General features: G+C 52.2%; 16 protein-coding genes. 5 read left to right on the top strand and 11 right to left on the bottom strand.

From position 1 onward, the window contains the following. Nucleotides 1–8 precede the first annotated feature (8 nt). The 5 genes from arsB to epmB form a co-directional block, all read right to left on the bottom strand. Entirely contained in the window at nt 9–1,298 is a 1,290-nt protein-coding gene (gene arsB, locus MRY16398_RS26105) for an arsenite efflux transporter membrane subunit ArsB (protein WP_000922630.1), read from the bottom strand. A 48-nt stretch (nt 1,299–1,346) separates the two neighbouring features. After that, nucleotides 1,347–3,098, bottom strand: coding sequence for an arsenite efflux transporter ATPase subunit ArsA (arsA, locus tag MRY16398_RS26100; protein ID WP_001556710.1), 1,752 nt, complete (start codon nt 3,096–3,098; stop codon nt 1,347–1,349). A 17-nt stretch (nt 3,099–3,115) separates the two neighbouring features. Beyond that, the gene (gene arsD / locus MRY16398_RS26095) at nt 3,116–3,478 is read right to left on the bottom strand and encodes an arsenite efflux transporter metallochaperone ArsD (protein ID WP_000783215.1); all 363 of its coding nucleotides are present in this window, start codon (nt 3,476–3,478) and stop codon (nt 3,116–3,118) included. A 47-nt stretch (nt 3,479–3,525) separates the two neighbouring features. Continuing rightward, nucleotides 3,526–3,879: an As(III)-sensing metalloregulatory transcriptional repressor ArsR gene (arsR, locus tag MRY16398_RS26090; RefSeq protein ID WP_001114073.1), complete on the bottom strand. Its 354-nt coding sequence runs from the start codon at nt 3,877–3,879 to the stop codon at nt 3,526–3,528. A 331-nt stretch (nt 3,880–4,210) separates the two neighbouring features. After that, nucleotides 4,211–5,239: an EF-P beta-lysylation protein EpmB gene (gene epmB / locus MRY16398_RS26085; RefSeq protein ID WP_125125478.1), complete on the bottom strand. Its 1,029-nt coding sequence runs from the start codon at nt 5,237–5,239 to the stop codon at nt 4,211–4,213. Nucleotides 5,240–5,280: 41 nt separating this feature from the next. Here epmB and efp point away from each other — a divergent pair, with 41 nt between their 5' ends. The 3 genes from efp (at nt 5,281) to ecnB (ending at nt 6,412) form a co-directional block, all read left to right on the top strand. Next, nucleotides 5,281–5,847, top strand: coding sequence for an elongation factor P (gene efp / locus MRY16398_RS26080; protein WP_039077842.1), 567 nt, complete (start codon nt 5,281–5,283; stop codon nt 5,845–5,847). Nucleotides 5,848–6,023: 176 nt separating this feature from the next. After that, nucleotides 6,024–6,158: a lipoprotein antitoxin entericidin A gene (gene ecnA / locus MRY16398_RS26075; protein ID WP_039077841.1), complete on the top strand. Its 135-nt coding sequence runs from the start codon at nt 6,024–6,026 to the stop codon at nt 6,156–6,158. 107 nt (nt 6,159–6,265) lie between these two features. Further along, nucleotides 6,266–6,412, top strand: coding sequence for a lipoprotein toxin entericidin B (gene ecnB / locus MRY16398_RS26070; protein WP_039077840.1), 147 nt, complete (start codon nt 6,266–6,268; stop codon nt 6,410–6,412). Between the two features lie 36 nt (nt 6,413–6,448). Here ecnB and MRY16398_RS26065 read toward each other — a convergent pair whose 3' ends face one another. Further along, on the bottom strand, nt 6,449–7,072 hold the full coding sequence (locus MRY16398_RS26065; protein WP_039077839.1) for a LuxR C-terminal-related transcriptional regulator: 624 nt from the start codon (nt 7,070–7,072) through the stop codon (nt 6,449–6,451). A gap of 263 nt (nt 7,073–7,335) precedes the next feature. Between MRY16398_RS26065 and sugE the strand changes: the two genes are divergently transcribed. Further along, a complete protein-coding gene (gene sugE, locus MRY16398_RS26060; RefSeq protein WP_125125477.1) occupies nt 7,336–7,653 on the top strand; it encodes a quaternary ammonium compound efflux SMR transporter SugE in 318 nt (105 codons plus the stop codon). On the opposite strand, the gene MRY16398_RS26055 is transcribed toward sugE, so the two are convergent. The 5 genes from MRY16398_RS26055 to frdA all read right to left on the bottom strand — a co-directional run bounded on the left by MRY16398_RS26055 (nt 7,650) and on the right by frdA (nt 11,558). Beyond that, nucleotides 7,650–8,180, bottom strand: coding sequence for a lipocalin family protein (locus MRY16398_RS26055; RefSeq protein WP_039077837.1), 531 nt, complete (start codon nt 8,178–8,180; stop codon nt 7,650–7,652). The genes sugE and MRY16398_RS26055 overlap by 4 nt on opposite strands. 83 nt (nt 8,181–8,263) lie before the next feature. Further along, complete coding sequence (gene frdD / locus MRY16398_RS26050) at nt 8,264–8,623, bottom strand: fumarate reductase subunit FrdD (protein WP_039077836.1); 360 nt, start codon at nt 8,621–8,623, stop codon at nt 8,264–8,266. An 11-nt stretch (nt 8,624–8,634) separates the two neighbouring features. Further along, a complete protein-coding gene (frdC, locus tag MRY16398_RS26045; protein WP_039077835.1) occupies nt 8,635–9,030 on the bottom strand; it encodes a fumarate reductase subunit FrdC in 396 nt (131 codons plus the stop codon). Nucleotides 9,031–9,040: 10 nt separating this feature from the next. Beyond that, complete coding sequence (locus MRY16398_RS26040) at nt 9,041–9,775, bottom strand: succinate dehydrogenase/fumarate reductase iron-sulfur subunit (RefSeq protein WP_039077834.1); 735 nt, start codon at nt 9,773–9,775, stop codon at nt 9,041–9,043. Continuing rightward, a complete protein-coding gene (gene frdA / locus MRY16398_RS26035) occupies nt 9,768–11,558 on the bottom strand; it encodes a fumarate reductase (quinol) flavoprotein subunit (protein WP_039077833.1) in 1,791 nt (596 codons plus the stop codon). Before frdA ends, MRY16398_RS26040 begins: the two co-directional genes overlap by 8 nt. A gap of 309 nt (nt 11,559–11,867) precedes the next feature. On the opposite strand from frdA, the gene epmA reads away from it, so the two are divergent. After that, entirely contained in the window at nt 11,868–12,845 is a 978-nt protein-coding gene (epmA, locus tag MRY16398_RS26030) for an elongation factor P--(R)-beta-lysine ligase (protein ID WP_108702176.1), read from the top strand. Nucleotides 12,846–12,941 lie beyond the last annotated feature (96 nt).

Genomic DNA, 12,941 nt, shown 5'->3' with positions numbered 1-12,941 from the left:
GTATCTCATTACAAAGTGAAAGAGAGACGTAGCGCCAGCGCGGCCAGCGTTACAAACAGCACAGGCAGAGTCATGACGATCCCGGTGCGGAAATAGTATCCCCATGTGATGGTCATGTTCTTCTGTGAAAGGACATGCAGCCAGAGCAACGTTGCCAGGCTACCAATAGGTGTAATTTTCGGTCCAAGATCGCAGCCAATCACGTTGGCAAAAATCATCGCCTCTTTGATAACGCCTGTTGCAGTGCTGCCATCAATAGAGAGAGCACCAACCAGCACGGTAGGCATATTGTTCATGATGGAAGAGAGGAAAGCCGTCAGGAAGCCAGTACCAAACGTCGCGGCCCAAAGTCCTTTATCTGCCAGCACGTTCAACACACCGGAGAGGTATTCTGTTAGTCCGGCATTACGCAGACCATAGACCACCAGATACATTCCCAGAGAGAATATGACGATCTGCCATGGCGCACCGCGAAGCACTTTGCCAGTGTTAATGGCATGGCCTCGCTTCGCCACCGCAAACAGAATGACAGCCCCTACAGCAGCAATCGCACTGACCGGGATACCCAACGGCTCAAGGACGAAAAAGCCAACCAGAAGAAGGATCAACACTATCCAGCCGGTTCTGAAGGTTGCCAGATCTTTAATCGCTTTTGCCGGTGCTTTCAGGAGAGCCAGGTCGTAAGTTGGCGGAATATCTTTGCGGAAGAACAGATGCAGCATCACCAGCGTGGCGATAATGGCTGCGATATCCACCGGCACCATTACCGACGCATACTCAGTGAAACCCAGCCCAAAGAAGTCTGCAGAAACGATGTTAACCAGGTTGGACACGATAAGCGGCAGACTGGCCGTATCGGCAATAAACCCGGCGGCCATGACAAATGCCAGCGTAGTGCCTTTGCTGAAACCTAATGCAAGCAGCATGGCGATAACAATTGGCGTCAGAATCAATGCCGCACCATCGTTGGCAAACAGTGCCGCCACCGCTGCGCCGAGCAAAACGATATAGGTAAACAGCAAACGCCCGCGACCGTTACCCCAACGTGAAACGTGCAGCGCCGCCCATTCGAAAAAGCCCGATTCATCGAGCAGAAGGCTGATAATAATCACGGCAATAAAGGTCGCCGTCGCATTCCAGACAATATTCCACACTACAGGGATATCACCAAAATGGACTACGCCAGAGATCAGCGCCAGTACCGCGCCCAGCGTCGCACTCCAGCCGATCCCTAATCCCTTCGGTTGCCAGATAACCAAAACGATGGTCAGGACAAAAATAGCGCCTGCCAGTAACATAAATCCTCCAGACAGGACGGCTTTGCCGCCCTGTATATACAAAAAAAATTAAACAACCAGCTCTCTGAGTTTCTCGATGCCAGTGGGCTCTGCAGCCATTACCGGTACTAACGCTATGCGGCTTGCATGCTGGTTTTTCACAACCTCGATTTGAGGACGCTCTTGTAGGGCGCGCTGGCAAAGCAGCGGCGATTGCGTCTGTGCAATCGAAAGGCTGTTATTGATAATCCAGCCCCAGGGATGAATCCCCGCACGTTCAAGATCGGACTGCAGGTTTGCCGCTTCCAGTACAGGTGTGGTTTCAGGCAGAGTGACCAGCAAAACTTTGGTACGTTCCTGGTCCTGAAGCTGCATCATCGGAGTGGTAAAATGACCTTTATCCCCCATCTTCCTGGCAATCTCACGGTGATAAGCCCCGGTAGCATCAAGCAGTAATAGCGTATGCCCGGTAGGTGCCGTATCCATGACCACAAACCGTTTGCCAGCTTCACGAATTACGCGTGAAAACGCCTGGAACACCGCAATCTCTTCTGTGCAAGGAGAACGTAAATCCTCTTCGAGCAGCCGTTTCCCAGCCTCATCCAGATCCCTGCCTTTCGTCTCAAGAACATGCTGACGATAGCGTTCAGTTTCATCGTGAGGGTTGATTCGGCTGACCTGCAGATTTTTGAGGCTGCCATTGAGCGTTGTACTGAGATGTGCAGCAGGATCTGAGGTGGTGAGATGCACATCAAAACCCTTATCCGCCAGACTGACGGCGATAGCCGCAGCCATTGTGGTTTTGCCCACACCACCTTTGCCCATCAGCATAATCAAACCGTGTTCACTGCGGGCGATATCATCAACCAGGACAGACAACGACATATTCTCTGGCTTGTTCTGTGGGCTTTGTTCAGGAAGCGATGTTATCTCAGCGTGTTCGTTGAGCAGGCCTTTCAATGCGGATACACCAACCATGTTCAGCGGCTGCAGGTATAAGTTGTCTGTCGGCAAATCAGATAACCCGGCAGGAAGATTTGCCAGCGCCTCTTGCTCCCGTTGCCATATTGCAGCGGCCAGTGCATCACGTTCTGCTTCGCTCGCAGGCAGGACACCGTTAATGACTAAATACTGATTTTTAAGGCCAATAGCTGATAATTCGTCATGAGTACGAGCGACTTCCTGCAGTGTTGATTTTTGCAATCGCGCGACCAGCACAAGGCGAGTTCGTTCAGGATCGGATAATGCCTCAACCGCATGAGCATATTGCTCGCGTTGTTTTTCCAGCCCAGCCATTGGACCAAGACAGGAAGCACCATCCGGGTTACTTTCGATGAAGCTGCTCCAGGCTCCGGGAAGCTGAAGAAGGCGAATAGTGTGGCCAGTTGGGGCAGTATCAAAAATGATGTGATCAAAGCGGGTCAGCAGAGAAGCGTCAGTCAGTAAGCCAGTAAACTCGTCGAATGCAGCGATCTCTGTCGTACAAGCTCCTGAAAGCTGTTCACTGATGCTGTTAACAACGTCATCAGGCAAAAGACCTTTAATAGGGTCAACGATTCTGGCGCGGTATTGCTGGGCGGCGTCCTGCGGGTCAATCTCCAGAGCCGAAAGACCAGACACAGCAGTCACGGGCTGGATAGTGTTACCGATAGTCTGATCGAATACCTGACCGACATTGGAAGCCGGGTCGGTACTGACAAGCAGAACACGCTTTCCCAGTTCAGCCAGACGTATAGCCGTTGCGCAGGAAATCGAAGTTTTGCCTACACCTCCCTTACCGGTGAAAAACAGGTAAGACGGGATATTCTCTAAGAATTTCATATGTCCTCCTGACATACTCAACAACAGGAAGTTTTACCACCACAGCAACTGGTGGAAGCTAAACCCACCTTTTCCAGCGGTATACCAAACCAGCGAGCCAGTTCAGCGCGTTTTGGGTATCGCCCGGCCATCACCGTTTCACCATCAAGCAACAGCAGCGGAAGCCCTTCAGCTCCAGAAGCCTCAAGGAATGCTTTCGCTTTTTCGTTCTCAACGAAGCTCATAGGCTGCTGCGCCAGGTTATAACGTTCGATCTGAACCCCACGCCCTTTCAGCCATTGCACATCAGCAGAAAAATTGACCAAAACCTGATCGACATCTGAACCACAAACGCCGGTACTGCAGCACATCGCCGGATCAAACACCGTTAACATTTTCATCTTTAACACCTCATATTCGTAAAAACATATATGTACAGGCAAAATTTTTAGATACAAACAGCCTTACCGCTGCCAGAGCAGTTGGCCGATGCCAGCTTACGGGCGATGGCCTGTACGTCGTCCTGTTGACTTAACCAGGCCTGCTCAATCACCAGGGCAGCCCAGGAAGGAATATGCGGGGATAAGCGATAATGAACCCATTTCCCCTGCTTGCGATCCAGCAACAGGCCACTTTCCCGAAGCATCGCCAGATGGCGGGAGGTCTTGGGTTGTGATTGTTCCAGCGCTGTGCAGAGATCGCATACGCACAGCTCCCCCATCTCCCTGAGCAGTAGCACGATACCCAGGCGGGTTTCATCAGATAGTATTTTGAAAAGTTGTAGGGATGCAATTTCTGGCATTATGTACTCCTGCTATGAATGGGTATTGTCTCTCCACCAAAACAAGAAGTCAAAATCATATGTGTTTTCTCGCATGTGAGTGCAGGTGTCACTATGCGGTTGAAAAACGACCTGATGTGCGATCGTTACGTTAGTTGGGTAGGTAAAAAAGTCATTTGAGGCTAAAACATTGCTTAGTGCGGGCTTTCAGTTCATAGAGAAGAATGAATAATATCAATTATAACAATTGGTTATTTCCTTAGCGTACGTTTTCGTTCCATTGGCCCTCAGACCCCTAGATACAGAAAAGCGATGCATTCCTGCACCGCTTTTCTGTTTGAACGGTTAGTTTCTATTGTTGCCGTAACTGCAAATCCAGTGGCGTTTTGCTGGGCTCACCGCCAATTTCCCGGGCCAGTTTCGGCACCATATAGCCTGAGATCAGCGTCAACAGCTCCCGCATAATTTCCCGCGCTTCATCATCGCTAACCATGAAATGGGCCGCGCCCTGAACTTTATCCAGCACATGCAGGTAGTAGGGCATCACGCCAGCATCAAACAACGCGTTACTGAGGTCTGCAAGCGTGCGGGCATTATCATTAACGCCGCGCAACAACACGCTCTGATTAAGCAGTGTTACACCCGCCCGACGCAGTTTGTCCATGGACGCGCGAAACTCGTCATCGATTTCCTGGGCATGATTGATATGGTTCACCAGAAGAATCTGCAGGGAAGAACCTGCAAGGCGGGAGACGAATGTGTCAGTGATCCGCGCAGGAATGACAATCGGCAGCCGGCTGTGAATACGCAAGCGCTTGATATGTGGAATGGCTTCAAGCTGCGCGATCAGCCAGTCCAGTTCATGATCTTTCGCCATCAGCGGATCGCCACCGGAGAAAATGATCTCATCAAGTTCCGGTTGCCGGGCAATATAATCCAGCGCAACCTGCCAGTTGCGTTTATTGCCTTGATTTTCCGCATACGGGAAGTGGCGGCGGAAGCAGTAGCGGCAGTTTACCGCACAGCCACCTTTAACCAGCAGCAGTGCACGGTTACGGTACTTATGCAGCAAGCCAGGCACCACACTTTCCTGCTCTTCCAGCGGATCGGTGCTGTATCCTGGGGCGGCAACAAACTCTTCTCTCGCCGTCAGGACCTGACGTAAAAGCGGATCGTTGGGGTCGCCTTTTTTCATTCTCGCGGCAAAAGCCCGGGGCACGCGCAGCGGGAACAGGCGTTTCGCTTCGCGTCCGGCGGTTAAATTTTCGTCAGTGTCTATATTTAAAACACGCAAGAGTTCATCTGGATCGGTTATTACATCGGCAAGTTGCACTAACCAATCTTCTCTGGATGGGGTATTTAGGGTTACAATATGCGCCATTTTGTGGCTTAGCTACCAGTTAACATTTTTAGAGGGCCTTTATGGCGACTTACTATAGCAACGATTTTCGTGCCGGTCTTAAAATCATGCTCGACGGCGAACCTTATGCAGTTGAAGCCAGCGAATTCGTTAAACCAGGCAAAGGTCAGGCATTTGCACGCGTTAAACTGCGCCGCCTGCTGACTGGCACCCGTGTAGAAAAAACCTTCAAATCTACTGACTCTGCCGAAGGCGCAGATGTTATCGATATGAACCTGACTTACCTCTACAACGACGGTGAGTTCTACCATTTCATGAACAACGAAACCTTCGAGCAGTTGGCTGCCGATGCGAAAACCGTTGGTGACAGCGCGAAATGGCTGCTGGATCAGGCTGAGTGCATCGTGACGCTGTGGGATGGCCGTCCGATCGCTGTGACTCCGCCGAACTTTGTTGAACTGGAAATCATTGAAACCGATCCAGGTCTGAAAGGTGATACCGCGGGTACCGGTGGTAAGCCGGCTACGCTGAGCACTGGCGCAGTGGTTAAAGTTCCGCTGTTCGTACAGATCGGTGAAGTGATTAAAGTGGATACGCGTTCCGGCGAATATGTATCCCGCGTGAAGTAATTCACTTTATCTTTTAGGCTGCCTCTTTGTTGGCTGTGCTTAGAGAAACCCCAGTTAACCCGTTAAATAGTTTGCTGGGATTTCTTGCTTGTCGCCACAATGCAGCCTGAATGATTTGTCTATTGTGAAATGTTGGTGCGCTCACCTTATTGCACCTTTGCTTTTCCAGGGCAGGAATGATGAAACGTCTTCTCAGTCTTGTAGCACTCTTTCTTCTCACCACTACTTTGCTGGCGGGCTGTAATACCGCGCGTGGCTTTGGTGAAGACATCAAACATCTCGGCAACTCTATCTCGCACGCTGCCAGCTAATTTCTTCCTGTCGTCCTAAAAATCGCCGATATTCCGCCAGGTTGCGCAATCTTGTCTATTCTTAAGTGGCTATGCACAAACAATATTGGCTACATAAGGAAGATATTATGGTTAAGAAGACATTTGCTGCGATCTTTACTGTACTGGTTCTTTCCTCAGCGCTGACTGCTTGTAACACCACGCGTGGTGTCGGTCAGGATATCTCTGAGGGTGGTAGCGCTATTTCTGGCGCAGCGACAAAAGCGCAGCAGTAATTCCTGCCAGTACGCGGTACGGCCAGTGCCGTACCGTTAATTCAGGTTGTCTTGCACGGTGTCTGGTGCTTCGGGGAGCGAAAGGAACGGTGTAAAACGGTTACCCATCCCCAGCTTCATCCGAATATTGCGCTTGTAGGTATACACCGTCTTACCGTTGATGCTCATTTTGGACGCAATAGATTGATTGCTGCGGCCTTCCATCCACAATGACAGTACTTTTTCTTCCTGGCGTGTGAGCAACGGGGTGGCTATCTGTGGCCCGGTTCGCACGGGGCGGGACAGAACGGCATGATCAATGACTTTAGCCAGCGTTTCCATCGGCTCACTTTTTTGCAGCGTTGCCTGTACCTGATACTGGGCGCAATACGCCATGAGTTGGGCATCTTCCCCTGACTGCAAAAGGATAAGATGGTTATCTTTACCGCAGGCGGTGAACAGTGAGGAAAGTTGCTGAATATGGTGGAGATCATTCTTAAAGCCGTAAAGATCGGCAATGATCAAGTCCGGCTGCCATTGCACAATATGCTCTTTTGCCAGCATCAGGTTATTCAGCGAAGTCACAAGGAATGAAGCCGGGAAAAAATCAGTCTGATTGAGCCAGCTTTCCAGCCCCGTACGGGTGAAGTAACAACGGTCAATCAAGAGAATTTTGAACATATTTTTCTTCGCAGTAAGAATATTGACGCACGGCTTCCCGTTGCTGGCAGCACTTCATCATAGGGGGTACTTATGGGGAATAAATGCGCGAACTGCGTTGCTATCTGTAGCTATTTCTTGCTTTAAGTCACTTAAATCTGCGCAATTCCGCAAAAATTGCATTCCGTTTGTAACCAGGTCAAAATTTATCTCTCTCAACCAGCCTGTCGGGACGACCCGATTGCGCAACACTCAATGGGGACGGCCCCGCACTGGAGCCACCTATGTCATGGATAATTCTTTTTATCGCTGGTCTTCTTGAAGTCGTTTGGGCTATTGGCCTGAAATACACGCACGGTTTTACCCGCCTTGTACCCAGCGTGATTACCGTAACGGCGATGATCGTTAGCATCGTGATGTTGTCATGGGCGATGAAAAGCCTGCCCACAGGAACGGCGTATGCCGTCTGGACAGGCATTGGCGCTGTGGGGGCTGCTATCACGGGGATTGTGTTATTCGGTGAATCGGCCAATCCCGCGCGCCTGCTAAGCCTGGCACTGATTGTCGTGGGGATTATCGGCCTTAAGCTCAGTACGCCTTAAAGGGTCTGATTTATCCACAGAAGTTTTTCAACCGCAAAACCTTCGCGGGCTGCGATATCAACGAGCTGTTTTTTCACCGCATCCGGAAGCGTCGGTGTGCGTGACAAAATCCACAGATAGTCCCGATCCGGCCCGCATACCAGCGCATATCGGTAATCTTTGTCCAGCGCAATGACGTTATAGCCGCCATAGAAAGGACCGAAGAACGAGACCTTAAGTGCGGCCTTACGCGTATCACCGGTAAAGTACGCCTTCCCGACCGATTGTTGCCACATGCCGCGTTCCGGATTGTAGCCTTTATTGATGACCTGAATGCCGCCGTCATCCATTGTGCTGTAGGTCGCGGTCACCTTTTCCAGGCCACGCTCGAAGCGGTGGTCAAAGCGGGCAATTTCATACCAGCGGCCAAGGTAACGTTGCGCATCGAAGTTATCCACCACGGTGACGCCAGAAGGGGGAGTAGGAGAGCTACAGGCTACAACCAAAAATGCAGCAGCAGCCGTTGCGATAATCGGCAACAAACGCATGATTTTTTCCTTCCAGTTTTTTACTTAAGTGTAGAAGCTGGCGGGAAAAATGCTCTCCCGCCAGAGCGGGAGAGCGAGGTGAATTAAAGGAAGATGACCCCGATCAGGGTGACCACTGTCAGAATAGCGGCGAGGCCATAGAAGACCCATTTCCCGCTGGGGATATGGACTTTAATATCATGCATGGCATGGTGCAGACGGTGCAGCCCGCACCATAGCGGCAGAACAATCATCAGGAATAAAAACGCACGGCCGATAAAGCTTTGGGCGAATGCCAGTACACGTTCGTAGCCGAGCGCTTCACCGGGGTAGAGACCCAGCGGTAGCAGCACGCCAACCAGCAGAATCATCACCGGCGCGATAATCGCACTCCACATGCCGCCTGCGCCGAACAGCCCCCAGAAGACGGGTTCATCGGAACGTTTTGGGTTTGGATTGATCACCTTTGGCCTCCTTACCAGAACAGTGCAACGAAAAGAATGACCACCGTCGCCAGCACGGTCACGACCCACAGCCCTCTGATAACCGGCTCGGGTTTAAGCTTTTCGCTTTTGATGATGATATTCGACGCTTTTGGCGCCAGTTCAAACCAGGTTTTGGTGTGCAGCAACGCTGCCGCCAGGGCAATCAGGTTCAGGATCACCACTATTGGGTTTCGCAGGAAGGTAACAAATCCTTCCCAGGATTCCGGGCCATGTTTTAATGAAAAAAGTCCGCAGATCAAAATGATGCTGAACCATACCGCCGGTAACGCTGTTCCTTCACGCAGCATATAGAAGCGATAAAACGGCAGCGATTTCCACCAGGTCGACGGCATTGGCCGGACATAGGGTTTGCGTTTAGTCGTCATGATGCGCTCCTTAGCGTGGTTTCAGAGTGGCGATAAGAAAGTCTTTCGAGCTTTCCACTTTGCCCTGCTGGATAGCGGCCGCCGGGTCGACATGTTTCGGGCACACTTCCGAGCAGTAGCCCACAAAGGTACAGCTCCAGACGCCATTTGGACTGTTCAACTGCGGCATACGCTGCTGTTTCCCGTGGTCGCGGTTATCCAGATTGTAGCGGTGCGCCAGCGTGATGGCCGCCGGGCCAATAAACTCCGGATTGAGGCCAAACTGCGGACATGCCGCATAGCACAGGCCACAGTTGATACAGCCGGAGAACTGATGGTATTTCGCCATCTGCGCCGGGGTTTGCTTGTTCGGCCCCTGATCCGGTGTCCGCGAATTGCCAATGATGTACGGCTTAATGGCCTCCAGGCTTTCGATAAAGTGAGTCATGTCGACCACTAAATCGCGCTCGATAGGGAAGTTGGCCAGCGCCTCGATTTTTAGCCCTTTCGTGTAGTCACGTAAAAACGTTTTACAGGCCAGCTTCGGCACTTTGTTGACCATCATGCCGCAGGAGCCGCAAATCGCCATACGGCAGGACCAGCGATAACTGAGGTCCGGCGCCAGGTTATCCTTTATATAACCCAGCGCGTCCAGCAGCGACGTTTGCTCATCGTAAGGCACATCATAAAAGGCGCTGTGCGGAGCGGTATCCACTTCCGGGTTATATCGCACCACCTCAACTTTCAGGGTTTGCATCTCAGCCATGGGTCGACTCCTTCTTCTCAGCGGCTTCCGCTTCGCCACCGTAAACACGTTTCGCAGGCGGCAGCGTCGTTATCTTCACGTCGCTGTAATCGAGACGGGTAGTACCGTCTGCGTCCCGGTACGCCAGGGTGTGCTTGAGGAAGTTGACGTCATCGCGCTCCGTGCAGCCCTCATCCAGACGTTGATGCGCCCCGCGCGACTCTTTACGTGCCAGCGCGGAATGAGCCATACATTCGGCGACGTTCAGGCCGTGCCCCAGTTCGATGGTATAAAGGATGTCGGTATTGAACACGCTGGAAGTATCGGTGATGCGCACGCGTTTGAAACGCTCTTGCAGCTCCGCCAGTTTATCAACGGTTTTTTGCATCAGCTCTGGCGTACGGTAGATACCGCAGCCTTCTTCCATTGACTCACCCATTTCGTCGCGAATTTTCGCCCAGTTTTCCGTGCCTTCCTGATTAACCAGATTTTTCAGGCGTTGCTCAACGTCGGCGGCCTGCGCGTTCAGCGCAGCGTCGCTGGCTGCTGTCGCAGAGGCGGCGCGCGCCATTGCTTGTTCACCTGCCAGACGACCAAACACCACCAGCTCTGCCAGCGAGTTTGAGCCAAGACGGTTTGCGCCATGCAGACCAACAGATGAACACTCACCCACAGCAAACAGCCCTTTGATACGGGTCTCGCACTGCTGATCGGTTTCGATACCGCCCATGGTGTAGTGCGCGGTGGGACGTACAGGAATCGGTTCTTTTACTGGATCCACGCCAACGTAGGCTTTTGCCAGTTCGCAAATAAACGGCAGACGCTCCAGCAGTTTTTTCTCACCCAGATGGCGCAAGTCGAGATGGACGACATCGCCGCGCGGGGTCGAAATGGTGTTGCCTTTACGCCATTCATGCCAGAACGCCTGCGACACTTTATCGCGCGGCCCCAGCTCCATATATTTGTTCTTCGGTTCGCCCAGCGGGGTTTCTGGCCCCATGCCGTAATCCTGCAGATAACGGTAGCCGTTTTTGTTGACCAGGATACCGCCTTCGCCACGGCAGCCTTCCGTCATCAAAATACCGGAACCCGGCAGCCCGGTGGGGTGATACTGGACAAACTCCATATCACGCAGCGGTACGCCATGAGCAAGCGCCATGCCCATTCCGTCGCCGGTGACGATACCGCCATTGGTGTTGTAACGGTAAACGCGACCCGCACCGCCTGTCGCCATAACGACCGCGTTGGCACGAATCTGCACCAGCGTGCCTTCCATCATGTTCATCGCGACTAACCCGCGCACCTGGCCATCGTCGACCAGAATATCCAGCACGAAGTGCTCGTCGAAACGCTGAATTTGCGGGAACTGAAGTGATGCCTGGAAGAGGGTGTGTAGCATATGGAAGCCGGTTTTATCTGCGGCAAACCAGGTGCGTTCGATCTTCATGCCGCCAAAGCGGCGAACGTTGACAGAACCATCGGGGCGGCGGCTCCACGGGCAGCCCCAGAGTTCAAGCTGCGTCATTTCGGTGGGGCAATGACGGACAAAGTAGTCAACGACATCCTGCTCGCACAGCCAGTCGCCACCGGCTACAGTGTCGTGAAAATGGTACTCGAAGCTATCATGATCCTGTGCAACGGCTGCGGAACCGCCTTCTGCGGCCACGGTGTGGCTGCGCATGGGATAAACTTTTGAAATAAGGGCGATTTTAGCATTTGGATTTGCCTGGGCGGCTGCTATGGCGGCACGTAAACCCGCGCCACCCGCGCCAATTACAGCAAGATCGGCTTGAAAAGTTTGCACGACATTCCTCCTGATTATTGTTATTTCGCAACCCTTTCTGATCTGACCAGCCAGGGCCTCGAATACGATTCCACTGCTCCTTTATTGGTATGCATTATAATCTTAGGATGGTGAGGGAAATTTGACCTGTTCGATTTTTTTAACGTATGAATAGCCTAAAACATCATTGATTTTGATTAATTTAATTACAAAACCCCCAACCTTTAGTGTTTTTACCTCTCGTCGCTGAACCTTATTCCGCTCAAAATTTGTCTCTCTGAGCTGATACGGGTAGACTTCGTGCCCTTGTTTGAATTCGGAGAACGTACCATGAGCGAGACGGCAACCTGGCAGCCGAGCGCATCCATCCCTAACTTATTAAAACGCGCAGCAATTATGGCGGAAATTAGGCGTTTCTTCGCCGATCGCGGCGTGTTAGAGGTGGAAACGCCTTGTATGAGCCAGGCCACGGTAACCGATATTCATCTGTTCCCGTTTGAGACCCGTTTCGTTGGTCCCGGCCATTCGCAAGGGATGAATCTTTATCTGATGACCAGCCCGGAATACCACATGAAGCGTCTTCTGGCGGCAGGATGTGGCCCGGTTTTCCAACTGTGCCGTAGCTTCCGTAATGAGGAAATGGGGCGTCATCATAATCCTGAGTTCACCATGCTGGAGTGGTACCGTCCGCACTACGATATGTATCGTTTGATGAATGAAGTGGATGACCTTCTGCAACAGGTGCTGGAGTGCCCGGCAGCGGAATCACTCTCTTATCAGCAGGCTTTCCAGCGCTACCTGGAAATCGATCCGCTTTCTGCGGATAAAGCTCAACTGCGTGAAGTGGCGGCGAAGCTTGATTTAAGCAATATCGCAGACACTGAAGAAGACCGCGATACCTTGCTGCAACTGCTGTTCACCATGGGCGTTGAGCCGCATATCGGCAAAGACCGTCCGGCGTTTGTCTACCACTTCCCGGCAAGTCAGGCCGCGCTGGCGCAAATCAGCACCGAAGATCACCGCGTGGCGGAACGCTTTGAGGTCTACTTCAAAGGTATTGAACTGGCGAATGGTTTTCATGAACTGACCGATGCCCGAGAACAGCAGCAGCGTTTTGAGCAGGATAATCGCAAGCGTGCCGCACGTGGTCTGCCGCAGCAACCGGTGGATACAAATCTGCTGGAGGCGCTGAAGGCCGGTATGCCGGATTGCTCCGGTGTGGCGCTGGGCGTTGATCGCCTGGTGATGCTGGCGCTGGGGGCGGAAAGCCTCGCCGAGGTAATGGCGTTTACCGTCGATCGCTCCTGATTTTTCGGCTTCACCATCCCGGATGCGGCTACGCCTTATCCGGGCAACGGTCTGATGGCGTTGAGCATCGAAGCCTCTCCCGGTGGGAGAGGCTGT

Source organism: Phytobacter sp. MRY16-398 (genome assembly GCF_003925915.1).
GTDB lineage: Bacteria > Pseudomonadota > Gammaproteobacteria > Enterobacterales > Enterobacteriaceae > Phytobacter > Phytobacter diazotrophicus.
The sequence above is the reverse complement of the archived record's forward strand: the minus strand, read 5'-3'. Positions and strand labels throughout refer to the sequence as shown.